19 protein-coding genes are annotated in these 23,345 nt (G+C 63.6%); 3 read left to right on the top strand and 16 right to left on the bottom strand.

The genetic code is table 11. The annotated features are described in order from the left end of the window. The first annotated feature begins 82 nt into the window (after window positions 1-82). Complete coding sequence (locus JG747_RS27675) at window positions 83-1,003, top strand: LysR family transcriptional regulator (protein ID WP_202360441.1); 921 nt, start codon at window positions 83-85, stop codon at window positions 1,001-1,003. 125 nt (window positions 1,004-1,128) lie between these two features. Here JG747_RS27675 and JG747_RS27670 read toward each other — a convergent pair whose 3' ends face one another. From JG747_RS27670 to JG747_RS27635, 8 genes are all read right to left on the bottom strand, one after another. After that, window positions 1,129-3,186, bottom strand: a complete 2,058-nt coding sequence (locus JG747_RS27670; RefSeq protein ID WP_202360440.1) for an ABC transporter ATP-binding protein — start codon at window positions 3,184-3,186, stop codon at window positions 1,129-1,131. Further along, window positions 3,179-4,057, bottom strand: a complete 879-nt coding sequence (locus JG747_RS27665) for an ABC transporter permease (protein ID WP_019856877.1) — start codon at window positions 4,055-4,057, stop codon at window positions 3,179-3,181. Before JG747_RS27665 ends, JG747_RS27670 begins: the two co-directional genes overlap by 8 nt. Continuing rightward, entirely contained in the window at window positions 4,054-4,944 is an 891-nt protein-coding gene (locus tag JG747_RS27660; protein WP_032920998.1) for an ABC transporter permease, read from the bottom strand. Before JG747_RS27660 ends, JG747_RS27665 begins: the two co-directional genes overlap by 4 nt. A gap of 134 nt (window positions 4,945-5,078) precedes the next feature. After that, window positions 5,079-6,743 carry an ABC transporter substrate-binding protein gene (locus JG747_RS27655; protein ID WP_202360439.1) on the bottom strand — a complete coding sequence of 555 codons (1,665 nt, stop codon included), beginning with the start codon at window positions 6,741-6,743 and terminating at the stop codon, window positions 5,079-5,081. Between the two features lie 264 nt (window positions 6,744-7,007). After that, window positions 7,008-8,192, bottom strand: a complete 1,185-nt coding sequence (locus JG747_RS27650; RefSeq protein ID WP_064983199.1) for a mandelate racemase/muconate lactonizing enzyme family protein — start codon at window positions 8,190-8,192, stop codon at window positions 7,008-7,010. A gap of 1 nt (window position 8,193) precedes the next feature. Next, window positions 8,194-9,297 (bottom strand): mandelate racemase/muconate lactonizing enzyme family protein, encoded by a 1,104-nt coding sequence (locus tag JG747_RS27645; RefSeq protein WP_202360438.1) that lies wholly within the window; start codon window positions 9,295-9,297, stop codon window positions 8,194-8,196. A 37-nt stretch (window positions 9,298-9,334) separates the two neighbouring features. After that, on the bottom strand, window positions 9,335-10,027 hold the full coding sequence (locus JG747_RS27640) for a GntR family transcriptional regulator (protein ID WP_202360437.1): 693 nt from the start codon (window positions 10,025-10,027) through the stop codon (window positions 9,335-9,337). Window positions 10,028-10,147: 120 nt separating this feature from the next. Next, window positions 10,148-10,936, bottom strand: a complete 789-nt coding sequence (locus JG747_RS27635; RefSeq protein WP_019856883.1) for a HalD/BesD family halogenase — start codon at window positions 10,934-10,936, stop codon at window positions 10,148-10,150. 101 nt (window positions 10,937-11,037) lie between these two features. Between JG747_RS27635 and JG747_RS27630 the strand changes: the two genes are divergently transcribed. Further along, window positions 11,038-11,952 (top strand): LysR substrate-binding domain-containing protein, encoded by a 915-nt coding sequence (locus JG747_RS27630; RefSeq protein WP_202360436.1) that lies wholly within the window; start codon window positions 11,038-11,040, stop codon window positions 11,950-11,952. Window positions 11,953-11,990: 38 nt separating this feature from the next. Here the strand turns inward: JG747_RS27630 and JG747_RS27625 are convergent, their stop codons facing one another. Together JG747_RS27625 and JG747_RS27620 are read right to left on the bottom strand one after the other, a co-directional pair. Next, a complete protein-coding gene (locus JG747_RS27625) occupies window positions 11,991-13,145 on the bottom strand; it encodes an efflux RND transporter periplasmic adaptor subunit (RefSeq protein ID WP_019856885.1) in 1,155 nt (384 codons plus the stop codon). Between the two features lie 15 nt (window positions 13,146-13,160). After that, on the bottom strand, window positions 13,161-16,346 hold the full coding sequence (locus JG747_RS27620; protein WP_171880399.1) for an efflux RND transporter permease subunit: 3,186 nt from the start codon (window positions 16,344-16,346) through the stop codon (window positions 13,161-13,163). 480 nt (window positions 16,347-16,826) lie between these two features. Between JG747_RS27620 and JG747_RS27615 the strand changes: the two genes are divergently transcribed. Further along, window positions 16,827-17,417 carry a TetR/AcrR family transcriptional regulator gene (locus tag JG747_RS27615; RefSeq protein WP_027046599.1) on the top strand — a complete coding sequence of 197 codons (591 nt, stop codon included), beginning with the start codon at window positions 16,827-16,829 and terminating at the stop codon, window positions 17,415-17,417. A 328-nt stretch (window positions 17,418-17,745) separates the two neighbouring features. On the opposite strand, the gene JG747_RS27610 is transcribed toward JG747_RS27615, so the two are convergent. From JG747_RS27610 to JG747_RS27585, 6 genes are all read right to left on the bottom strand, one after another. Continuing rightward, entirely contained in the window at window positions 17,746-18,768 is a 1,023-nt protein-coding gene (locus JG747_RS27610; RefSeq protein WP_202360435.1) for a LacI family DNA-binding transcriptional regulator, read from the bottom strand. Window positions 18,769-18,901: 133 nt separating this feature from the next. Next, complete coding sequence (locus JG747_RS27605; protein WP_202360434.1) at window positions 18,902-19,693, bottom strand: ATP-binding cassette domain-containing protein; 792 nt, start codon at window positions 19,691-19,693, stop codon at window positions 18,902-18,904. A gap of 3 nt (window positions 19,694-19,696) precedes the next feature. After that, a complete protein-coding gene (locus tag JG747_RS27600; RefSeq protein WP_020628799.1) occupies window positions 19,697-20,683 on the bottom strand; it encodes an ABC transporter permease in 987 nt (328 codons plus the stop codon). 120 nt (window positions 20,684-20,803) lie between these two features. Continuing rightward, entirely contained in the window at window positions 20,804-21,739 is a 936-nt protein-coding gene (locus JG747_RS27595) for a substrate-binding domain-containing protein (RefSeq protein WP_019856893.1), read from the bottom strand. Between the two features lie 228 nt (window positions 21,740-21,967). Next, on the bottom strand, window positions 21,968-22,108 hold the full coding sequence (locus JG747_RS27590; RefSeq protein ID WP_019856894.1) for a hypothetical protein: 141 nt from the start codon (window positions 22,106-22,108) through the stop codon (window positions 21,968-21,970). 18 nt (window positions 22,109-22,126) lie between these two features. Further along, window positions 22,127-23,284, bottom strand: a complete 1,158-nt coding sequence (locus tag JG747_RS27585) for a fumarylacetoacetate hydrolase family protein (protein WP_202360433.1) — start codon at window positions 23,282-23,284, stop codon at window positions 22,127-22,129. Window positions 23,285-23,345 lie beyond the last annotated feature (61 nt).

The raw sequence follows: 23,345 nt of genomic DNA, 5'->3' as shown, positions 1-23,345 counted from the left end.
CATTTAGGTCATTGTTGACCGCGACCGGAAAGCGATATTTTTTGATAGGGTCCATCGAAATCTTCGATGCAAGGTCTAAGCCATGGATACAGAGAACCTGCGCAGTTTCCTGGAGGTCGCCGAACATGGCAGCTTCACCGTGGCGGCCAGCCGGCTCAATCTCGCGCAGTCGACCGTCAGCGCGCGGATCAGGGGGCTGGAGGAGCAGTTGGGGCGCCGGCTTTTCGTGCGCGACCGCGACGGCGTCAAGCTGACGCCCGCCGGCCGGCAATTCCTGCCGCACGCCTCGTCCATCACCCGCACCTGGGAGCAATCGAGGCAGGATATCGCCGTTCCCGATGGCTATGACAGCCTGCTGCGGCTGACCGCTCCCGCCTACCTGTGGGACCGGATCACTTCGCCATGGGTCGAGTGGATGCGCGCCAGGCGGCCGAACGTGGCGCTGCGCCTCGAGGGCAGTTTCCCGGATCTGGCGATCGACCAGCTGGCGGAAGGCCTGCTCGACATCTGCATCCTCTATCTGCCGCGCCCGCATCCCGGCATCGTCTATGAGACGCTGGCCGTCGATCAGGTCGTGCTCGTCCAGCATGCGGCGCAGACCAAGCCATGGACCGAAAACTACATACTGATGGATTGGGGGCTCGAATTCCGCATCGAGCATGACCGCGCCTTTGCCGGCATGGTGAAGCCAGCCATCTCGGCTGGCCTGGTCTTCATCGGCCTGCAGCATGTGCTGTCGCGGCAAGCGGCCGCCTATCTGCCGCTCAGCGCCGTCAGCACTCACATCGAGCGCGGCGAGATGCGGCGTATGGACAACACGCCGGTGTTCCAGCGGCCGATCTATCTCGCTTATCCATCGAATCCCGTCTCGTCGGATGTTCTGGATGTCGCCCTGACGGGCTTGCGCTCGCTGGCCAGGGACTGGACCAGCGAACAGGGTTTTTCGGAAGGCGACCGTTCCTTAGAGCAGTTCACATTTCGCGGAAACGATGAACTGCTCTAACTCCTTGTTTTGACGCAATTCCCTAGGGAAAGCGCTACGCGCTTTTCCCGGGAAAACCGTTTCACACTTTTCCTGGAATTGCTCTAGGCATGGCCGGCCTGAGGTAGCCGGCCGGCAATATCCTGCTATGCCGGTTCAATCACGGCGGCCTTCTGCAGCCTGGCAAGTTCCGGGTAGGGGATATGGCAGCGGATGGAATGGCCGGGCTGCGCTTCGGCCAGCGGCGGCTCCTGCTGCTCGCAGATCGGGCCGATCTTGCGCGGGCAGCGTGTGTTGAAGACGCAGCCCGGGGGCGGGTTGGTGGCGCTGGGGATTTCGCCGTCGAGCCGGATGCGCGCCGTCTCGGTCTGGTCGAGCTTCGGCACAGCCGACAGCAATGCCTCGGTATAGGGATGATGCGGACCGGAGAAGACTTCCTCCGAAGGTCCGATCTCCATGATGCGGCCGAGATAGAGCACGGCGATCTTGTCGGAGAGGTAACGCACCACCCCAAGGTCGTGCGAGATGAAGATGTAGCTGACATGTTCCTTCGATTGCAGGTCGGCGAGCAGGTTGAGGATCGCCGCCTGGACCGAGACGTCGAGCGCCGAGGTCGGCTCGTCGCAGACGACGATGCGCGGATCGCCGGCAAAGGCGCGCGCAATGGCGACGCGCTGCTTCAGGCCGCCTGACAGCTGGCGCGGCTTGACGGCGAGATGCCGGTCGGTCAGGCGCACCGAGCGGACGAGATCGTCGAGGCGTGCCTCCTGCGCCTTGCCGGAGAGGCCGGCCAGCCGCTTCAAGGCGCGGCCGAGAATGTGGCGGATCGAATGCGAGCGGTTAAGCGCGGAGTCCGGGTTCTGGAAGACGATCTGCATCGCCTTGACCTGGTCGTCGCCACGGTTCTCCAGCTTCGGCGCCAGCGCCTTGCCCTCGAGTTCGATGGTGCCGCCGTCATCGGGCGGCACAAGGCCGAGCAGCAGCCTGGCGAAGGTGGTCTTGCCGCTGCCGGATTCGCCGACCAGCCCCAGCGTCTCGCCGGGCCGCAGATCAAGCGAGACATCCTTGACGGCGCGCAAGGGATGGCCGTGGCTGGCATAGGTCTTGTTCAGTCCGGCAACGCGCAGCACCGGCGCGGTTGTCGGCTTGGGCGCTGTCGCAACATCGCTCGGTGTGGCGCGCGGCAGAGCCTGCGCCTTGTCGTGATGGAAGCAGCGCGACAGGCGCTTGCCGCGCTCGTCGCTCAAATCATAGAGCGGCGGCAATTCGGTGCGGCAGCGATTGTCGGCGAGCGCACAGCGGTCGGCAAAGGCACAGCCCTTGATGTCGGCACCTATGCCGGGCAGGAAGCCCGGAATGGTGTCGAGCCGGCCCTGGTCCTTGCGCTGGCCGCCGCGTGGCAGGCAGCGCAGCAGCGCGACCGTATAGGGATGGCGCGGATCGTTGAAGACGACATCCGTCGGCCCTTCTTCCACCAGCATGCCGGCATAGAGCACGCCGACGCGGTCGCACATGTTGGAGACGACGGCGAGGTTGTGGCTGATGAACAGGATCGAGGCCGAGAGCTCTTGCCTGAGCTGCGCAATGAGGTCGAGCACCTCGGCTTCGACCGTCGCATCAAGGCCGGTGGTCGGCTCGTCGAGGATCAGCATCGAGGGATCGTTGGCCAGCGCCATGGCGATCGCCACGCGCTGCTGCATGCCGCCGGAGAGCTGGTGCGGATAGCGCTGCATGACGCTTGGCGGATCGGAGATGCGCACGCGGTTGAGCATGGCGATGGCGCGATCGGTCGCCGCCTGTCCCGTGATGCCGCCGAGCTCGAAGATCTCGGTCAGTTGCCGGCCGATGCGAATCGACGGGTTCAGCGCCTTGCCGGGATCCTGATAGACCATCGAGACGCTTTCGGCGCGCGCCCGCCGCAAGGCCTCGGCATCGAGCTTCATGACGTCCTGGCCGTCGAGCGAGATCGCGCCGCCCGATATCGAGCCGTTCCTCGGCAAATAGCGCACGACGGTGAGCGCCACGGTGGATTTGCCGCAGCCGGATTCGCCGACCAGCCCATAGGCCTCGCCTTGCCTGATATTGAGGCTGAGATTGCGCAGCACGGCGCGGTTGCGCCCGGCGACCCGGTAGGCGACCGACAGGTCGTGCAGTTCGAGGGCGTTTTCAGCCTTTGCCGGTTTAATCGGGGCGGAATTAGTCATTGAGTGCTCCATGCACGCCGTCGGCCACAAGGTTGACACCGATCACCAGCGAGGCGATGGCGAGCGCGTCGAACAGCACTGTCCACCAGAAGCCGCCGCCGATCATGCCGTAGTTGCTGGAGATCGACAGCCCCCAGTCGGGTGAGGGCGGCTGGATGCCGAAGCCCATGAAGGAGAGCGTGGCGACCGCGAAGATGGCGTAGCCCAGCCGCACGGTGGTCTCGACCAGAATCGGCGGGATGACGTTGGGCAGGATCTCGACGAACATCGTGTGGAAGGCGCTCTCGTGCCTGAGCTGCGCGGCGGCGACATAATCGAGTTCGCGCTCGGCCAGCACCGCCGAGCGCACGGTCCGGGCGATGATCGGCGCGAAGCTCAGGCCGATGACGACGATGACGGTGGCCTTGGAGGTGCCGAGCGCGACGATCGCGAGCAGCGCGACAATGACCACGGGGATGGCCATGAAGGCTTCCAGGATGCGGCTGACGACATCGTCGACGATACCGCGGAAATAGCCGGTGAGCAGGCCGAGTGCCGTGCCGGCGACCGTCGCCAGCAAGGTTGCCAGCGGGGCGACGGTGAGGATGTCGCGCGAGCCGACGATGACGCGCGAGAAGACGTCGCGGCCGATCTGGTCGGTACCGAACCAGTGTTCGGACGAGGGCGGCGCCAACGCATTGATGATGTCGTCGGCAAGCGGGTCGTAGGGTGCGAAGTGCTCGCCGAACAGTGCGCAGGCGACCCAGAACAGCACGATTAAGAGACCGACAAGGAAGGTCCGCGAGCGCATGAGCGAGAAAAAGACTTCCGCCATGGGGCTGCGCCGGCGCGTATCGTCTTGCGGAGGGGAGGTGGTCTGGACGGCGCTCATTGGTCTGACCCCAGCCGGATACGCGGATTGAGTACGGAATAGAGGAAGTCGGCGATCAATGTCGCCACGGCATAGACGATGCCGATGGTGAGGATACCGGATTCCAGCATCGGGAAATCCTTGCCGCGCGCGGCGGTGAAGATCAGCGAGCCGATGCCCTGGTAGCGGAACAGCGTCTCGATCACCACCAGGCCGCCGATGAGATAGCCGGTCTGGGTGGCGATGACGGTGATGGTCGGCAGCAGCGCATTGCGCAGCACATGGCGCCAGATCACCGTGCGCCAGGGCAGGCCCTTGAGCACCGCCGTTCGCGTATAGTCGGAATCGAGCGCTTCGATCATGCCGGAGCGCGCCATGCGCGCTATATAGCCGAACAGCACCAGGAACAGCGGCAGAGACGGCAGGATCAGATAGTAGAGCTGGGTGAAGAAGCCGGCGTTCTTCGGCCATGCCGCCGATATCGGCAGCCAGCGCAGCCAGACGCCGAAGATTAGGATTAGGATGATGCCGGTGACGAATTCCGGCAGCACCGTCACCGACAGGCCGCCCAGGCTGATGATACGGTCGAGCGGGCGGTTAAGGTTGAGCGCGGCCACGACGCCGCCGAGGATGCCGATCGGCACCACCAGCACGAAGGCGACCGCGGCCAGCTTCATCGAATTGCCCAGGGCATCGATGACGAACGGCGCCACCGGCGAGCGGAAGATGTAGGACGTGCCCATGTCGCCGCGGATGAAATTCCAGATCCAGGTCGCATATTGGGTGAGCAGCGGCCGATCGACGCCCAGCGTGTGATTGAGCGCGTCGACAGCGCGCTGGTCGGCAAACGGCCCCAGGATCGCGCGCCCGACATTGCCGGGCAGCACCTGGCCGCCCAGGAACACCATGATGCTGAGCAGGAACAATGTAACCAGCGACAGCGACACACGCCGTGCAAAGAAGGAGAGAATGGCTAAGACTCCTTGTGGAGCCAGCCCCCACGCGGGAGCTGGCTGTTAGAGGATTGGCTTTCCCTTTCGTTTTAGGCCTTCGATGCCTTTTCGAGGAACAGCTGCGACATGGCGGTCGGCTGCACGCCGGCCACGCCCTTCGCCGTCGCCGTCAGGTAGTCGTAGAAGTAGCCCAAGATGACGGGCGTTTCCTCGAGCAGCAGGTTCTGGATCTTGCCCGCCGTCGCCTTCTGCGCTTCGAGATCGAGCGCGGCGATATAGCTGGTCGCCAGCGTGTCATAGTCCTTGTTCTTGAAGTGCGCGGCGTTCCAGGTGCCGTCGCTCTTCAGCGGTGCTGCAAGGTACACGTTCGGCACGCCGCGGTGGCCGTAGTCGGTGATGCCCATCACCGAATCCAGCCAGTTCGATTTGCCGAATACGGCGTCGCCGTAATACGCGCCCTGGTCGAGGATGTTGAGCTCGAGCTCGATGCCGATCTCCTTGACCCAGTTCTGGATGAGCTGGGCGTATTCCGGTATTTCCAGGTAGCGCTCGGTGGTCAGGGTCACCTTGAAACCCTTGCCGGCGCCGGCCGCTTCCATCAGCTGCTTGGCCTGCGCGATGTCCTGCTTGCGCTGCGGCACGCTGGTATCGGTCGAAGGATAGGCAGGCGCGAACGGGCTGTCATTGCCGGCCGAAGCGCGGCCCTTCATCAGGCCGGCGACCAGCTTGTCGCGATCGAGGCTGAGCGCGATGGCGCGGCGCACGCGCGGGTCCTTGAACGGATCGGAATCGCAGCGCAGATGCAGTTGCTGGTGCGCGACCGACTTCAGGCTGATGATGTCGACGCTCGGATCATTGAGCAGGGCGACGCCCGCGAGCACCGGCATCTGGTTGATGATGTCGATCTGTCCGCCCTGCAGCGCTAGGATCTGCGGCTGCATGTCGGCGAAGAAGGTGAACTCGGTGCGCTCCGGCAGAGCCTTTTCGCCCCAATAGTCCTCGTTGCGGACGAAGGAGGCGCCGACCTTGGCCGTGTATTTTTCGATCTTGAACGGCCCGGTGCCGTCGAAGCTTTTCTCGTAGTCGCCCTTGTAGCTTGCCGGGATGATGACGGCGTTGTAGTTGTCGGACGACACCATGTAGGGGAAGTTGCCGTTCGGGGCGTCGAGGTGGAATTCCACCGTGTAGTCGTCGACCTTCTTGGTGGCGCCCTTCTGCAGAATGCCGGTGAACACCGACAACGCGTTGGACGAGTTTGCCGGGTCGGCGAGGCGGTCGATGCTGGCTACGACGTCGTCGGCCTTCATCTCGCCGCCTGAGTGGAATTTGACGCCCTTGCGCAGCTTGAAGGTCCACACCGTGCCGTTGTCGTTAGGCTTCCAGCTTTCGGCCAGTGCCGGCTTGAGCACCAGGTCGGGGCCGTCGACGCAGAGGAATTCGGCAACCTGCTGCATGATCAGCAGGCCGCCGGCATCGGCGATGGTGACCGGGTCGATGGTTGCCGCCGGCACGCTGCTGCCGACACGGATGGTCGCGCCGGGCGCGCCCTGGGCGCGGGCGAGCGACGGCATGCCACTAAGGCCGGCAGCGGTGGTGATGCCGCCCAGAAGCGGCAGCGACAGGCCGAGCAGACTGCCGTGGCGAATGAAGTCGCGGCGGCTGACACGGCCGTCGACGAGACCGTCGATGAGATGGTTTTCGAGCGGCGAGCGATTGCGACGGATCAGGTCGAGAATGCGGTAGTTCTTGCTCATGGGTTTAACCCTTTCCCCTTGTTTCTTATGGCTGAAGAATGCACTTCCGGTTGACGAAATTCCGTGGAGTTCTCCTGTCCCGGTCATCAACGAAGTCGGTCGACCGCGACTGTAGCATGCTGTCTTTTCTGGTCCATCCGATCCTGGCGGCGCAGGGTTCAGATTTTCTTGAGGCCATGCTTTCACTCGTCAGGCCCTGTCGTGGCGATCCAGATTGCTACGGCGGACCCTTGTGTTGGCTAGTCTCCTTTCCTTCTCGGTCTCCTAGTTCAGCGGCAGGCGGCGATATGTTCCGGGCTTCGCCGGGTCATGATATTTGTTGCACGGGCCGTTCTCGACGAAATCGCGATGGCAGGCCGTGAGGTTTTTCCGCGATAAGGTGACGCCGAGACCGGGGACTTCCGGGACGCGCACGACATTGTTCCTCGGCGAAAACGGCCCTTCCTCGGTAATGTCCATGGGCTGCATGCGAAACAGCGACTGGTTCGGCTCCCGGATCCAGCCAAGCGCCGCGCAAAGATGCAGATAGGCCGCGCTGCCGATGCCACTGTCGCCGCTGTAGCACCAGAAATCGACGCCGGCGTGCTCGCAGGCGCCGACGAAACGCGTGAGGCGGCCGATGCCGCCATGCGCCGTCGGATTGCCGACGAAGGCATCGGGAACCTTGAGGTCCATGGCGCGCGCAATGTCGATGTTGTGGGTCGAGAACGGGATCGAGCAATGCTGCCGCAACTGGCGCATCTCCTCGATCGTCGCCACCGGATCCTCCCAGTTGCGCACGCCGAGCTCTTCCAGCGGCCGCGCCAGCCGCCGCGCCGTCGCCAGCGAATAGGCCTGGTTGGAATCGATGCGGATCATCGCCTCGTCGCCGAGTTTTTCACGGATCAGCTCGACCATTCTGAGCGAGACTTTCGGGTCTTCGGTCGAGAATTTGCCTTCGAAGAAGGTCGTGCCATGCGTCTCGTGCAGCTCGACGCAATAGTCGGCGACTTCTTCCGGCGTCGTCTCGCCCTTCACCTTGGGTCCATCGCCGCGCAGCGAAAAATAGTCGGTGAACGGGATATCCTTGCGCACGGCGCCGCCGAGCAGCTGATAGAGCGGCTGCTTCCACGCCTTGCCGCGCAGGTCCCACAGCGCCATCTCGATTGCGCCGAAGGCCATGATGCGGGTGCGGTCGTTGATCGACTGCACGCCGGTCCAGTAGGGCAGGCAGACATGCTCGGCGCCGGCGATGTCGAAGGCATCGCGGCCCACCAGGCGCGCGGCCAGAACATCGTTGATGATCGCGGCCGCCGCTGGCGTCGGCGCCTCGCCGAGGCCGATCAGCCCTTCCTCGGTCTCGACCTCGACAATGGTCTGCGAAAACCCGTCGAGCTCGCCGAACACCCAGCCATAGGGCGCTTCGAGACGAAGATTGATCGGCGTTGCCGTGATACCGCGGATTTTCATCTCAGCCGATCTCGAAGAAAGGCTTGCCGAGCAGGCTCGGGTCCACGTCGATGCCGAGGCCGGGTCCGTCTGGAACGCCCATATGGCTGCCGGTGACCGGCGGGGCGTTGAAGGCCGTGCGCACCGTCACCCATTGATGGAAGGCAATGGCATGCAGCCGGCGCTCCTCCGGCGTCGACAGCGACAGATGCGCCATCGCTGCCGTGTCGATCTCGGCGCCGCCTGTGTCCTCGACAGTGATCATGAAGCCGAGGTCGACGGCAACGTCGCGAATCTGCCGGGTCTTGGTCACACCGCCCAACCGCGAGATCTTCAGTGTCAACCCGTCGGCCGCGCCCAGGCGGTGAATCTCCAGCATCGCTTCCAGCGCGGTGACGGATTCGTCGAGCACCATCGGCTTGTCGAGCATGCGGCGCACCGACATGTTCTCCTCGATCGTCGTGCAGGGCTGCTCGAACGTGTAGTCGATGCCGCGCGTGGCATCGGCGAACTGCCGTGCCTGATAGGGTGTCCAGCCGGCATTGGCGTCGCAGAAAATCACCGTACCTTTCGGCACGGCCGAGGCGACCGTCGTCACCCGCTCGATGTCGTCGTGCACATTGCCGCCGACCTTGACCTGCAAACGCCGACAGCCCTCCGCGATGATCCTTTTTGCCAGTGCCGCCATCTGATCGAGCGTGCCGTGGGTGACGACCCGGTAGGTCTCCGCCATGTCGCTCTCGCGGCCGCCGAGCATGGTCACCAGCGGCACGTCGGCGGCGCGCGCGGCGAGATCCCAGCAGGCCATGTCGAGCGCCGACTTGATGTAGGGATGGCCCTTGAACACCGTGTCCATAAGCCGGCCGATGCTGGCGAGGCCGCGCGGATCGTGGCCGATGAGATGCGGCGCGATTTCCGGCACGCCCGCGCGTGTTCCTGCTGGAAACGCGGCCGAGTAGAAATTGCCGAGCGGCGCCATTTCACCCCAGCCGGTCAGGCCGCTGTCGGCGGTGATGGCGACGATCACCGCGTCAAAGGCGTCGGCCTGGCGCCCCTTGGACATGCGGTAGGGGCCGTCCACGAAGGGCTGCACGACATGGTAGGCTTTGATGGATTTGATCTGCACTTCTGTCTGTCCGCTGGCTGCGATGTCTGGGAATTGGTCAGGCGCCCTTTGACGGACGCTGTTCGAGGCTGCGCGCATAGGAGAGCAACTGCTCGAAGTCGAGATTGATATGTTCGCGTGCATGACGCTGGGCAGCGCGCATATCGGCGCCCTTCATCAGTTGCACGTAGATCTCATGGACGTCTTCGGCCGGCACCGGCTCGTTGCGCGCATGCTGGTGCAGCGCGAAATACATCTGAAGCCGGCTGGTCAGTCGTTGCCAGGTTTCCAGAAGCACTGAATTGTCGGCCCATTCATAGATCAGTCCGTGCAGTTGCAGCGCGGTTTCGATCTGCCTTGTGGTGTCGAGGTTGCGTGTCGCCTGCTTCACCGCTTCGTGGCGCCGGTCAAGTTCATCGAAGAAACGCTGGTCGCGCTGGGGCCATGTTCGTTCGATGGCGAACTCATCCAGCACCTGGTTGAGCGAATAGGCATCGTCGATGTCCTTGGCGGTGACGCCGATGACGAAGGTGCCAGCATAGGGAATGCTGGTCAGGATGCCTTCCTGCACCAACTCGCGCATCGCCTCGCGCAATGGCGCGCGGCTGACCCGCATCTGTTCGGAGATTCTGAGCTCGTTGAGCTTCTGGCCAGGTTGCAGTTGCCCGGTCAGGATGGCGCGCCGCAGCAGCGCGACGATTTCGGCGCGACGCGTCGTATCGGCAATCGGGCTGAAATCCGTCGTCACCATCCGGCCCACTCCAGCGAGTACAGTGGGCAAGACAATCAGATTGTCGACAATCTAACAAGATGGCATTTCGGATTTTTCATCGTCGCCCGGCATTTCCGATACGGACGCGGTTTGGGCGGCTCAGGCCGCGCGGCCGTAGAAGCCGACCCGCTCCTCGGCGCTGAACATCACGCCTGGTTTTTCGTAGTAGGAGAACACCGCGATCATGCGTTCGCGCTCGCCTTCGACCGTGGTGACGCGGTGCGCGGTGTTCTTGCCGCGGAACACATTGAGCGTACCCGGCTTCATGCGCAGGATCTTGGCGTCGGGATCACGGCCTTCGAGCAGCCTGGCGACGCCCTCATAATTCGGGTCGTCATCCGATCTGAGATCGGTGCGGTATTCGAGGTCGCCGCCACGTTGCGACTGCTGCAAAAGCAGCGTCGTGGTGAATTCCGAGCGGTCGAAATGCCAATTCAACGCCTCGCCGGCGCGATAGGCCATGACATTGGTGCGGGCCAGTGGGTCTTGCATGACATGCAGTTTTGCCTTGCCCATCGTCGCCGCCAGGAAATGCACGAGCGGCTCGTATTCGTAGATGGCAAGCACGGTGCTGTCCGGAATCTGGTCGGCGCACACAGTGTGACTGATGGTTTCGACCTTGCGCAAAGCGGGGTGGTCGGGTGCGAGCTCGGGAATGCTGGGCTTGAAGTAGATGTTGTGCATGCGCTTGTGGACATGGGACTGCGTGTCCATCACCGGCTTGATTTCCCGCACCGCCTGTTCGGCGACGCCGGGCCGCAGAAAACCTTCGAGATTGAACATGCCGTCGGTCCGGAGGGCTTCGATCGACTGTTCGACGAGGCGCTTCCATTCGGCGCTGCCTTCGCGGTCGAGCGGATAACGGTCGAGATCGAGAATGTCTTTCATGTCGCGTGCTCCATCGGTTGGGCACAGAAGATCGCAAAAAATTCTTTCTCTCAACGGCGAAAATTATTAGGAATGAGCAAGAAAAACTTATGGAGATTGGCATGGAAAAACTGCCGCCACTGAACGCGATCAAGGCCTTCGAGGTCGCGGCCCGCGCCGGCAGCTTCACTTTGGCCGCGAGCGAGCTCGGCGTATCCTCGGCGGCGGTCAGCCAGCAGATCCGCAATCTCGAAACATGGTTCGGCAAGCAGCTGTTCGTACGCACTGGCAACCGCATCACCCTGACAGACGCCGGTCACGCCATCTACCCGCAGACCGCGCGGGCATTGGGTGACATTGCCGCCATCGCCCAGCGCATGCTGGAAGGCGGCTTGAGGACACGGCTTGTCGTGAGCGTGCCGTTCTCGCTGGCAGAGCTGTGGCTGGCGCCGAGGCTGGCCGCTCTTCTCGATGCCTTCCCGCATATGGCGATCGATGTGCGGGCCGAAGACGATCCGATCGATCTGGTACGCCAGAATGTCGACCTGCGCATCTCCTATGGCGATTATCACTATCCCGGCCTGAGGATGGTGCGCCTCGTCCATGACGATGTGCTACCGGTCTGCGCGCCGGAATTCTGGCACCGGCACGGCAATGGCGATCCGGGGCTCACGGACCTGCATGAGAGCCTGTTCATCCACACCAATTGGGGGCCGAACTATGCCTCGCACCCAAGCTGGGCGGACTGGTTCGCGGCATGTGGAGGCGGCCGCTCGCCCGACCCGTCGCATGGCCGGCGCGTCGGCCTGTCCAGCCTGGCGATCGCCTCGGCGAGGTTGGGTCTGGGCATTGCGCTCGGCCAGCGTGTGATGGCGCAGGCCGATCTGGAGGCCGGGCGCCTGATCGCGCTGTCATCGGTCTCGGTGCGCCTCGGTAACCCCTATTGCGCCTTCATGCCGCCGGCCAAGGCCGACCGTGCCGATGTGGCCGCTCTTGTCGGCCTGCTTGTGAATACGGCGCCCACGACCCGTGGGTAGGTCGAGGGCGCCGCGCGGAAACCGGGCCTGCGGGGGTGTCAGGTAGCCGGTTTCTGTGGCAGTGGCGAGATCGGCATTCCGGGTCCGATCTTCTGCAGATTGCCTGTGATCACCTGGTCGCCTTCCGAGACGCCGCTCAAGATAGCTACAAGGTCGCCGCTGGTCGGCCCGAGCGAGACCAGCCGCTGGTCGACCGTGTTGCCCTTGCCGACGACGTAGAGATATTTGCCGAGCTGGCTCGAACCCAGCGCCGTCTGCGGCACCATCAGCGCGTCCGGCTGTTGCCTGATATGCAGCCGCACGCGGACGTACTGGCCAGGCATGAGCGTGAACTTCGCATTGCCGATGGTGGCACGCGCGGTGATGGTGCCGGTCGAGTGATCGACCGTGTTGTCGATGAAGGTGAGTTCGCCCGTCTGGCTGGTCTCGGTCTGACCCGGCAGCAGGACTTCGACATCGACCGGGCCGGCCGCGCGGGCCTGCTCGATCTCGGCCAGATCCGTCTCGCTCGGATTGAAGGTGACATAGATCGGGTCGAGTTGCACCAGCGTGTTGAGCACCGTGCCGGCGACGCTGACCAGCGTTCCGACCGAAGCCTGGTTGCGGCCCAGGCGCCCGGGGAACGGAGCATGGATCTCGGCGTAGCTCAGATTGAGCTCCGCCGTGCGCACGGCCGCCTGGTTGAGCGCCAGCGACGCCTGCGCTTCGCGCAAGGTGCTGGTGCGCTGGTCGAAGCTGTCCTTGTCCAGGTAACCGCTCTTGGCAAGCTCGGTGCCGCGGCCGAGATTGGACCGCGCATAGTCGAGCGTCGCCGTATCGCGCTGGACCTGGGCTTTCGCCTGGTCGAGCGCGGCCTGGAAGTCGTCGGGCGAGATCCTGTAGAGAACGTCGCCTTGCCGCACATCCGCGCCGTCCTGCGCCGTCTGTTCCTGCAAATAGCCGGGCACGCGCGCCTGCAGCGTGATGCTGCGGATAGGCTCGATGCGGGCGGCATAGTCCAGATAGATCGGGATCGTCTTCTTGACCACGCTCGCCACCGGCACCGGCATGACGAATGCCGCCGGAGCGGGCGTTGCCGCACCGGCCGTGCCGGTGCTCAGCCTGAGATTTCCCATATCGAGCAGGTGGACGCTGGCCACGGAGATCGCGCCCAGCGCGACAGCCGCTCCCAAAGCAATTTTCCATTTACGCATAATATTTCTCCAATCTTATTCGGCCGCTTCCGCCAGGGGAGGGAAGGCGGGTTCGGCAGTTGGTTCAGTATGCTTGGAGGCGGGTTCGCCGCTTTCGCGGCGCTCCCGCAACTGTTCGATGACCGCGTAGAAGACCGGCACGAACACCAGCGACAGGATGGTCGCGGCGACCATGCCGCCAAACACCGTGGTGCCGATCGACTGGCGGCTTGCGGCACCGGCGCCGGTGGCGAACATCAGTGGCAGCACGCCAAGGATGAAGGCGAAGGCCGTCATCAGGATCGGCCGCAGCCTCAGCCGCGCGGCTTCCATCGCCGCCTCGACGATGCTGAGGCCCTCCTCGCGCCGCCGCCTGGCGAACTCGACAATCAGAATCGCGTTCTTGGCCGCCAAGCCGATCAGCATGACGAAGCCGATCTGCGAGTAGACGTCGATCTGCATGCCGCGCACCGACAGGGCCGCGAAGGCGCCGAACAAGGCCAATGGCACCGCCAGCAGCACCATGAACGGCATCGCCCAGCTCTCATACTGCGCCGCCAGGATCAGGAAGACGAAGACGATGGCGAGGCCGAAGACGACGGACGCGATCGATCCCGCCTTGAGTTCCTGGAAGGTGATGCCGGTCCATTCGAAACCGAAATCCCTGGGGAGCGCGGTGGCAGCCGCCCGTTCCATGGCAGCGACAGCCTGGCCCGAGGAGAAGCCCGGCGCGGCACCGCCATTGATCGAGGCCGAGGCGTTGTTGTTGTAGTGCGGCACGGTTTCCGGCCCGACGAACGGCACCAGCTTGCCCAGCGTCGAGAGCGGCACCATGCCGCCCGAGGCATTGCGCACATAGAGCCTCGATATGTCGGCGGCGCCCGCACGTGCATCCTTGTCGGCCTGGATGGTCACCCGGAAGGTGCGGCCGAACAGGTTGAAGTCGTTCACGTAGAGCGAGCCGAGATAGATCTGCAGCGTGTTGAAGACATCGGGCAGGTTGAGGCCGAGAAGCTTGGCCTTGCTGCGGTCGAGGTCGTAGTTGAATTGCGGCGTCGAGGTCGAGAACGGCGAGAACAGCTGCTGCGGATTGATTTCAGGCTGCTTGCGCGCCTCAGCGATCACGGCTTGCGTCGCGTCATTGAGGGCCGTGCTGCCGCGACCGGTGAGATCCTCGACGACGAATTCGAAGCCACCGGTCGTGCCGATACCCGGGATCGAAGGCGGATCGAAGGAGAGCGCGAAAGCTTCCGGAATCTGCATCAGCTTGCCGCGCACATCGGCGACGAGTTTCGACGCGCTCTGGTCGGGGCCACGCTCTTCCCATGGCTTTAGGATGGCGAACTCGACCGCCGAGTTCGACTGCGCCGCACTTGTCAGGAAGTTCAGGCCGCTGATCGAGCCGACAATGTCGACACCGGGCGTCGCCTGCAGGATGTCGCGCGCCTTCTGGGCCACCGCGTCGGTGCGCTCGAGCGAGGCACCGTCGGGCAACTGGATGACGACGAAGAAATAGCCCTGGTCCTCGACCGGAAGGAAGGTCGAGGGCAGCTTCTGCCAGACGAAATAGGTGGCGACCAGCCCGGCCGCGAACAGGCCAAGCATGATCCAGCGCAGGCGGATGAGGAAGCGAACGCCATGGGCGTAGGCATGCGACAGCTTGTCGAAGCCGGTGTTGAACCAGCGGAACAGGAAGAACTGTGGCCCATGCCTATGGCGCAGGAAAGCGGCACTGAGCGCGGGGCTCAGCGTCAGCGAATTGAAAGCCGAGATGCCAACCGAAATCGCCACCGTCAGCGCGAATTGGTTGTAGAGCCGACCCGAGACGCCCGGAATGAAGGCGACCGGCACGAACACGGCCATCAGCACGGCGGTGGTGGCGATGATCGGACCGGTGACTTCGGCCATGGCGGCCTTGGTCGCCGCCAATGGTTTCAGCCCGGCCTCGAGTTGTCGTTCGACATTCTCGACCACCACGATGGCGTCGTCGACGACAAGGCCGATCGCCAGCACCATGCCGAGCAGGGACAGCATGTTGAGCGAGAAGCCCAGCATCTCCATGACGACCAGTGTCGCCACCAGCGACACCGGAATGGCGATGGTCGGGATGATGGTCGTGCGCCAGCTCTGCAGGAAGATGAACACCACGGCAACGACGAGCACCAGCGCTTCGCCGAGCGTGATCAGCACGTCATGCATCGACGCCGAGACGAAGCGCGTCGTGTCGTAGTGCATGGCGTAGGACACGCCCTTCGGGAAACGCGCCGACAGTTCCTGCATCTTGTCCTTGACGCGCTGCTGAAGGTCGAGCGCGTTGGAACCGGGCATCTGGTAGACCGCGAGCACCACGGTCGGGTCCTTGCCGAAGAAGGCCGAGGACGAATATTGCAGGGCGCCGAGTTCGATGCGCGCGACGTCGCGCAGTCGCACCAGCGAGCCGGTGTCGGTGTTGGCGCGCACCACGATGTCGCCGAATTCCTTCGGGTCGCTCAGGCGGCCGACAGCGTTGACCTGCATCTCGAAGGCGGTGCCGGCGGGTGCCGGCGACTGGCCGATCTTGCCGGCCGCCACCTGGACGTTCTGCTCGGAGATGGCATTCTGCACGTCGACGGCGGTGATGCCGAGATTGGCAAGCTTGTCCGGATCGAGCCAGACGCGCATCGAATAGCGCCGCTCGCCGAAGATCTGCACATCGCCGACGCCTTGCAGACGCTTCAGCGGATCGACAACCTGCAGGTAGGCGAGGTTCGACAGCGCCACCGGATCGACCGACTTGTCGGGCGAGGTGAGGTTGACGATGAGCACGAAGTTCGGGTTCTGCTTCTTGATCGTCACGCCGCCCTGGTTGACGATCGCCGGCAGCGACGAGGCCGCCTGCGAGACGCGGTTCTGGACGTCGACGGCGGCGGTGCTCAGGGAGTAGCCGACATCGAAGGTGATGGTGATGGTCGAGGAGCCGTCATTGGAGCTCGTCGACGACATGTAGGTCATGCCCTGCACGCCGTTGATCTGCTGCTCCAGCGGCGTCGTCACCGTGTCGGCCACGACTTGCGCGCTGGCGCCCGGATAGTGGGCGCTGACCACGACCTGGGGCGGCGTGATGTCTGGAAACTGCGAGACCGGCAGCAGGAAATAACAAATCGTCCCGGCGAGCACCATGATGATGGCGATCGCCGAGGCGAAGATCGGACGGTGAATGAAGAAGTTTACCACGACACACATGCCTCGCCGGCTGCTCTTGCCCGCCCGAGGGCGCTGGCAACTCTGGATAACTGGCCGTGCCCGTCACGGGAGACTTCCCGTGAACGCAGCAACGGCACCTCGCGACGCTGCCCATCGGCAAGCGAGCGAAGCATCTTCTCGAGGGCGCGGGGGTCGACCCCATCTGCCTTCATGACCAGCCGGATCATCGGATCCCGGACGGCCTCATCTATGGTAAGATCGCGGCGCTGTGGCATTGGCCGGCTCCTTGTCTGTCGATTCGCAGCCCATGCTCGCGAACCGTTTTTCATTTCCTCACCGGCCGCAGCCGCATGATTGGCAGTTTCTCGTCCGTCTCATCTGGCAGGACCAGTTCACGGCCTTGTTATTGACGGCGGGCGACATAGGTGTTACCAGTAAGTAACATTCTGGAAGTTACAGACCGGTAACACCCTAGTCAAGAGGTGGCCGAGGGTTTTTTGGAAACGAAAGGAGATCATGATGACAGACGGCGTCGTGGAGCGCTCTCGTCCCCGGGATCGGATTCTGGAGACGGCACGCGACATGTTCCACAAGCACGGCATCAAGGGCGTCGGCGTCGACGCCATCACCGAAGCTGCCGGCACGAACAAGATGACGCTCTATCGTCACTTCGAATCCAAGGACGAACTGATCGTCGAGTGCCTGCGCGCCAACGCGGCCAAGGCCGGCGCCATGTGGGACGCTTTCGAGGCCGAGTTTCCCGGCGACAAGCTCGCGCAGCTGCATGCCTGGGTTGGCAAGGCGGCTGCCATGCTCAATACCGACGGCCGCGGCTGCGACATGGCCAATGCCGCCGCTGAGCTGACCGAGCCAGACCATCCGGCGAGGCTGGTGATCAAGGAACTCAAGGAAGCCCAGCGCGAACGCCTTGTGACGCTATGCCGGGGTGCGGGCATCGGTCAGGCCGAACTGCTTGCCGATACGCTGTCGCTGCTGTTCGAAGGCGCCCGTGTCAGCGTGCAGACCGTGGGCGCCGAAGGTCCGAGCACGCAGTTCGTGCGGATGGCCGAAGGGTTGATCGTTTCCTTCCGGGGCACCGCCGCCGGTTGAAATCCGCCGCGACTGTTGGCGATATGCCGGCGTATGATCGAGGCGATGCTTGGCGCCCTTTGGCGTGGGCAAAGGAATTTCCGATGCTGAATGAAAAAAGCCCGCTGCCGGGAGGAGGTGGCAGCGGGCTCGATTTCGAATGTGGCGCGGGAGGAGGTGCACCCCATTCAGCGTCGGCACCGCATCTGGGAGGAGTAGATGGCCGACAACCAGAACTTACGAGTTGCCCAATGATTCGGCAACAATGAATTGTGCATAGCAGCTGTGCAGATTTGCCGTATCAATTATCAGACAAATCCAAGAAACCGGCTTTTCCGAGGCGCCGGCCTTATTGCACCGGCACGTTTTCCCTGAAAATCAGGCGCGGCTCGATGAATTTCCGGGTGAGATAGGGCGCCGATGAGGCGATGGAGCCGAGCAGGCGGATAACCGACTGTTCGGCGATCAGCCTGGCGTTCTGGTCGATGACGACGTCGACGAGGTCGTCGACGAGATAGCCGCGGGTTTCCCGCGTCAGGTCGTGGCAGATGAACACCGGCTTGCGGTTGGGTCTGAGTTCCCGGATGGCTTTGGCAACGCCGGAGCGTCCGGCCCCGACGCAATAGATGCCGAGCAGCTCCGGTTCGTTGTGCAGCGCCTTCATGGTTTCGGCGTAGCTGGCATCCGGTTCGTCGTTGATCTCGACGGCACTGGTTACGGTGAGGTTGGGAAACTCTTCGCCGAGCACTGAGCGAAAGCCCATTTCACGCTCCTCATGGCCGCGATAGGAGCGCGAACCGACGACCATCGCCAGATGGCCCTCGCGGCCGCCGAGGAAGCGGCCCATCAGAAGTGCCGCCGTTCGGCCCGCCACCCGGTTGTCGATGCCGATATAGGCCGAGCGGGGAGCGGCAGGAATATCGGACACCAGCGTCACCAGGCGGATGCCGGCCTCGACAATGTCGCGCAGGATGTTGCGGGTTCGCGGATGGTCGATGGCGATGACACCGACGCCATTGGCCCTCAGCGACAGATTTTCTACGGCGCTCTGCAGTGCGTTCGGCGAGATGCCGGCGAGGTTGTGGATCCGGCACGAAGCGACCAGCGGCAGGCGCGATGCATAGTCCTCGATGTGCCTTGCCAGATCCTGCATGAAGGCGTTGCCGCCGATCGGCAGGAAGAATTCAAGGTTTGCGGGCTTGGAGGGAAGCGTAACCTGGTCGGCGACCGGCAGATAGCCGAGCTGCTTGGCGGCTTCCATGACGCGCTGCCGGTTGGCGGCGCTGGCGCCCGGCCGGTTGTTGAGCACCCTGTCGACCGTCGCGGTCGAGAGTCCGCAATTCCTGGCGATGTCGGAGACGGTGGCCTTCATGCCGCAACCCTATGCGCCGATGCGATCGTGCGCCAGACAAGCAATTTCGCAGCCGATGCGATCCGAGGGACGGGTGATCGACATCCATCACCGCGATGCGCGTTTGGCTGTTTCGACAAGGCGGCTTCCGCCCTCAGTGCGGCGGCTTGCCGTCGGCGATGGCTTCGCGAATTTCCTTGTCCGACATGCCGGTGATGATCCGTTCGACTTCCGTCACGGTTGTCTTCTTCGGGTCGATGTCGTCGGCGACCACCTTGCCCCGGCGCATGACGACGATGCGGTCGACCACCTGGAAGACATGATGGATGTTGTGCGCGATGAAGATGCAGGAATGGCCGGAATCGCGAGCGTTGCGCACGAAGCTCAGCACGCCTTGTGTCTCGGCGACGCCGAGATTGTTGGTCGGCTCGTCGAGGATGATGAGGTCGCTGTCGAAATGCATGGCGCGCGCGATCGCCACCGCCTGGCGTTCGCCGCCGGAGAGCGAGCCGATCGGCGTCGTCGGCGGAATGTTCTTCGAAATGCCGACCTGTTTGAGCAGGTCGCGGGCGACGGTGTTCATCGCCTCCTGGTCCATGCGGTTGAGGAAACGCGGCGGCTTGATCGGCTCGCGCCCGAGAAACAAATTGCGGGCGATCGACAGTTGCGTGACCAGCGCGGAATCCTGGTAGATCGTTTCGATGCCCTGCGCGATGGCGTCGCTGGTGCTGCGCAAGGTGACCTTCTTGCCGCGGATGAAGATGTCGCCGCTGGTCAGCGGCACCGCGCCCGACAAGACCTTGATCAGCGTCGACTTACCGGCGCCATTGTCGCCGAGCAGGCCGACGATCTCGCGCTCGTTGACATGGAAATTGGCGTCCTCGAGCGCCTGCACGCGGCCGTAGGACTTGCGGATGTTCTGCATGCGGATCAGTGGCTCGGCCATGGTTCAAGTCCCTGCCTGGTGCCGGCGTTCCAGCCATGAGTGGAGCGCCATCATGCCAAGGATGATCGCGCCGATGAAGATATTGTAGGCAAGACCGGGCACGCCGATCAGCACGATGCCGTTGCGCATCACGCGCAGGATCAGGATGCCGAGCACGGTGCCGATGATGGTCCCGCGTCCGCCGGTCAGCGCCGTGCCGCCGATCACCACCATGGCGATGACTTCGAGTTCGTAGCCGGTGCCGCTATTGGGATTGGCGGCGGAAGTTCGCAGCGAGGAGATGACGCCGGCCAGCGAGGCCATGAGCGACGACAGCACGAACAGGCCGATCTTGACGCGGTTGACATTGACGCCGCGGGCGCGCGCGGCGTTGGGATTGCCGCCCGCCGCCTGGATCCAGTTTCCGGTCCGGCTTTGCGTCAGCACATAGCCGAGCGCGATCGCCGCGGCGATGAACCAGAACAGCGACATGTAGATGCGGAACGGCCCGATGAAGAAGTCGCCGACCAGCGCCTCTGCCAGCCAGCTGCCCTCGGCGCTCCAGGTGCGCTGCGGAAAACCGTCGGTGATGAAAAGCGCACTGCCGCGCACCACGAGCAGCATGCCGAGCGTGACCAGGAAGGACGGGATCTTGAGTTGCGTGACGAACCAGCCATTGACCAGGCCGATCAGGGCGGCAACCACCAGCGCGGCAACGAAGCCCATTTCCAGCGAGGTGACGCCGCTGTTGAACAGCGTCCACATCAGCACGGGCGAGAAGCCGAACAGGGATCCGACGGACAGGTCGAATTCGCCTGACGTCATCAGCAAGGTCATCGCCAGCGCGATCAGGCCGAGCTCGACGGTGAAGGCCAGGGTGTTGGAGATGTTCTGCGGCGACAGGAAGTCGTGATTGAAGCCCCAGAAAACGCCGATCTCGACGATGAGCAGCACGAAGGGACCGAATTCAGGCCGCGCAATCAGGCGTTGGACAAGCGAATGATTTTCCACTGGGAACCCGCGACATGGTTTGGAACGGGCCGCGATCTCCACCGCCTCGGATGGATTGTCGCGACGCAAGAAGATATCTGGCGCCGCGAGCCAGACGGACACGGCGCCAGGGATCGCGGTTTATTTGCCGGACAGTATCTTGTCGTAGATGCCGGCGGTGTCCTTCTCATAGAGCGCGCCGGTGATGACGTTGAAGCCCGGAGGAATGCCTGACGCCGCCATGTTGGCGAGCGACAGCGCGACATAGCTGGTCGCCTGCGGGTCCTGCCACTGGCCGGCATTGACGTAGCCGTTCAGCACTTCCTGCGTGGTGTCGAGCGAGTTGCCCCAGCCGACAACGGGGATTTCGCCCGGCTTGACGCCGACCTGGTCGAACACCCGCTTGATCGAGCCGGTGACGAGGTCGCCGAGACCGATGATGGCGTTGACCTTGCCCTTGTGGGCGGTGAGGTAGTCGACCATGCGGTTGATCACTTCGGCCTGGTCGAGCGTTGCTTCGGTCACTTCGTAGGTGATGCCGAGCGGTCCAAACACGCTCTTGATGCCTTCCTCTTCCTGGACGCCATAGGTGGCGCCGGGGATCTCGACGGGCATCCAGACGAAGTCGCCCTTCTTCACCAGGCCCTTGTCGACCAGATATTGCGCCCAATGCTTGCCGAAGGTGACGTTGTCGCCGCCGACATAGGCATTGAAATTGGCTTTTGGATCAGGCGTGTTGAAGTTGATGATAGGGATGTTGGCCGCGCGGGCTTCCTTGACGATCTCGACGAGGCTGCCCGGATCGGGGCTGGTGGTGACGATGCCGTCGGCCTTGGCCGAGAGGGCGGCGCGAACCGCTTCCTGCTGGGAGGCGACGTCGCCATTGTGAAACGAGGTGTTGACGGTGTTGCCGGTGTCCTTGGCCCATTGCTTGGCCCCGGCCAGGAAGTAGGTCCAGACCGGGTCGGCCGGGCCGCCGTGCGAAATCCAGTAGAAGGTCTTGGCCTGCGCCGCTGCCGGAATGACCGTCAGCGCGACCAGCAGGCCGTAGAGCACAAGTCTCAGTCTTGTCAGCATTTGATTTCCTCCCGGTTGAAGATGATCCGTCTCTTGTTCCGGCGTCGGCCGGATTGCGTCTTTTGCCAGCGCCGCTCGGATGCCTCAGAGCATTCCCTTTTTCGACGGATGGCAAGCCTCCATCTGCAGATGTAGTTGGCGCCTGACGCGGCGCCATCAACGGTCCCATCAGATTGCATCAGTCGGGGTGATTTTTCCGGGCGGCCGGATGATGATTGGCGGCGAGGCTCAGCCGAGCGGATTGTCCCCGCTGTGTCCGGCGTGCCAGTGGCGCCACGGCCGGATCAGCCGGTCGATCGCCAAGCCAAGCACGACCAGAGCACCGGTGGTGAAGGCGGCCCAGATGGCATCCACGCCAAGCAAGGTCATGGCGTTGTGGGCAGGTTCTTAGATCAGATCGGCCTTTGCCAGGTCGCGCATGAGATGGCTGGCGCCGTAGGTCCAGTGCGGGCAATCGGGCGACAGCCGCACCCGGTTGACCAGCGCGCCGAACTTTTCCGACGAGATGGTGACGATGTCGCCGACCTTGTGGGTAAACCCCTTGCCCTTTTCGCCGCGGTCTTTCGACGGCACGAACATGGTGCCGAGATAGAGCGCCAGCCCGTCCGGATACTGGTGGTGCGGCCCCATAGCGGCGGCTACCAGTTCTTCGGGCGAACGGCTGATCTCGGCCATCGAGCTTGCGCCCTCCAGCGAGAAGTCATCCTCGCCCTCGACCTTGAGGCGCACCACGGCGCGCTTCACGTCGTCGATCGAGAAGGTGTCGTCGAACAGTCGGATGAAGGGTCCAAGTGACGCCGAAGCGTTGTTGTCCTTGGCCTTGCCGAGCAGCAGCGCGGAGCGCCCTTCGACGTCGCGCAGATTGACGTCGTTGCCGATGGTGGCGCCGACGATCCTGCCGCTCGAGGCGGCGATCATGGCGATCTCCGGCTCCGGATTGTTCCAGGTCGACACCGGGTGCAGGCCGACATCGGCGCCGAAGCCGACCGAGGCCATCGGCTGGCACTTGGTGAAGATCTCGGCGTCGGGACCGATACCGACTTCCAGATATTGCGACCAGGCGCCGCGCGCGATCAGCTTGGCCTTGATCTCCATGGCTTCCGGCGAACCCGGCTTGAGCTTCGACAAATCATGGCCGATCAGCCCGGCAATGTCAGCGCGGATGGCGTCGGCCTTTTCCGCCGAGCCGCGCGCCTGTTCCTCGATCACCCGCTCGAGCAGGCTGACGACGAAGGTGACGCCCGACGCCTTGACCGCCTGCAGGTCGACCGGGGAGAGGAGATGGGGCTTTGTCGGATCGCGTCTGGCTTGAAAACTGTTTGCTGCGATGTCGTCGAGCGAGCCGATCGGCTTGCCCTTGGCCGAGCGCACATGACCTGCCGGATCGGCCATTTCGCAGATGTCCCGCACGGTCGGCGCTGCGATCGAGGTGATATCGAAGACGGTGTCGTCACGCACCGTGACCACGAGGGGGTGAGGCACATCAGCCGATCGAGCGCGGCCGAGAAAGACGCCATCGTCAGGCAGAAACGTCATGTTTGTCATTGCACTCTCGTCGTTACGCAGGATGGTTCGATGTTATGAGGTGCGCATGGCCTCTTCAAGC

Origin of the sequence: Mesorhizobium sp. 131-3-5, assembly GCF_016756575.1 — a bacterium.
Taxonomy (GTDB): domain Bacteria; phylum Pseudomonadota; class Alphaproteobacteria; order Rhizobiales; family Rhizobiaceae; genus Mesorhizobium; species Mesorhizobium jarvisii.
Note: the sequence above shows the minus strand (reverse complement) of the source record. Positions and strands in the feature narration are given on the sequence as shown.

Coding starts and splice junctions, on each gene's coding strand:
- JG747_RS27675 (WP_202360441.1), top strand. CDS start 83: ATGGATACAGAGAACCTGCGCAGTTTCCTGGAGGTCGCCGAACATGGC.
- JG747_RS27670 (WP_202360440.1), bottom strand. CDS start 3,186: ATGACTAATTCCGCCCCGATTAAACCGGCAAAGGCTGAAAACGCCCTC.
- JG747_RS27665 (WP_019856877.1), bottom strand. CDS start 4,057: ATGAGCGCCGTCCAGACCACCTCCCCTCCGCAAGACGATACGCGCCGG.
- JG747_RS27660 (WP_032920998.1), bottom strand. CDS start 4,944: ATGGTGTTCCTGGGCGGCCAGGTGCTGCCCGGCAATGTCGGGCGCGCG.
- JG747_RS27655 (WP_202360439.1), bottom strand. CDS start 6,743: ATGAGCAAGAACTACCGCATTCTCGACCTGATCCGTCGCAATCGCTCG.
- JG747_RS27650 (WP_064983199.1), bottom strand. CDS start 8,192: ATGAAAATCCGCGGTATCACGGCAACGCCGATCAATCTTCGTCTCGAA.
- JG747_RS27640 (WP_202360437.1), bottom strand. CDS start 10,027: ATGGTGACGACGGATTTCAGCCCGATTGCCGATACGACGCGTCGCGCC.
- JG747_RS27635 (WP_019856883.1), bottom strand. CDS start 10,936: ATGAAAGACATTCTCGATCTCGACCGTTATCCGCTCGACCGCGAAGGC.
- JG747_RS27630 (WP_202360436.1), top strand. CDS start 11,038: ATGGAAAAACTGCCGCCACTGAACGCGATCAAGGCCTTCGAGGTCGCG.
- JG747_RS27625 (WP_019856885.1), bottom strand. CDS start 13,145: ATGCGTAAATGGAAAATTGCTTTGGGAGCGGCTGTCGCGCTGGGCGCG.
- JG747_RS27620 (WP_171880399.1), bottom strand. CDS start 16,346: ATGTGTGTCGTGGTAAACTTCTTCATTCACCGTCCGATCTTCGCCTCG.
- JG747_RS27615 (WP_027046599.1), top strand. CDS start 16,827: ATGACAGACGGCGTCGTGGAGCGCTCTCGTCCCCGGGATCGGATTCTG.
- JG747_RS27610 (WP_202360435.1), bottom strand. CDS start 18,768: ATGAAGGCCACCGTCTCCGACATCGCCAGGAATTGCGGACTCTCGACC.
- JG747_RS27605 (WP_202360434.1), bottom strand. CDS start 19,693: ATGGCCGAGCCACTGATCCGCATGCAGAACATCCGCAAGTCCTACGGC.
- JG747_RS27595 (WP_019856893.1), bottom strand. CDS start 21,739: ATGCTGACAAGACTGAGACTTGTGCTCTACGGCCTGCTGGTCGCGCTG.
- JG747_RS27590 (WP_019856894.1), bottom strand. CDS start 22,108: ATGACCTTGCTTGGCGTGGATGCCATCTGGGCCGCCTTCACCACCGGT.
- JG747_RS27585 (WP_202360433.1), bottom strand. CDS start 23,284: ATGACAAACATGACGTTTCTGCCTGACGATGGCGTCTTTCTCGGCCGC.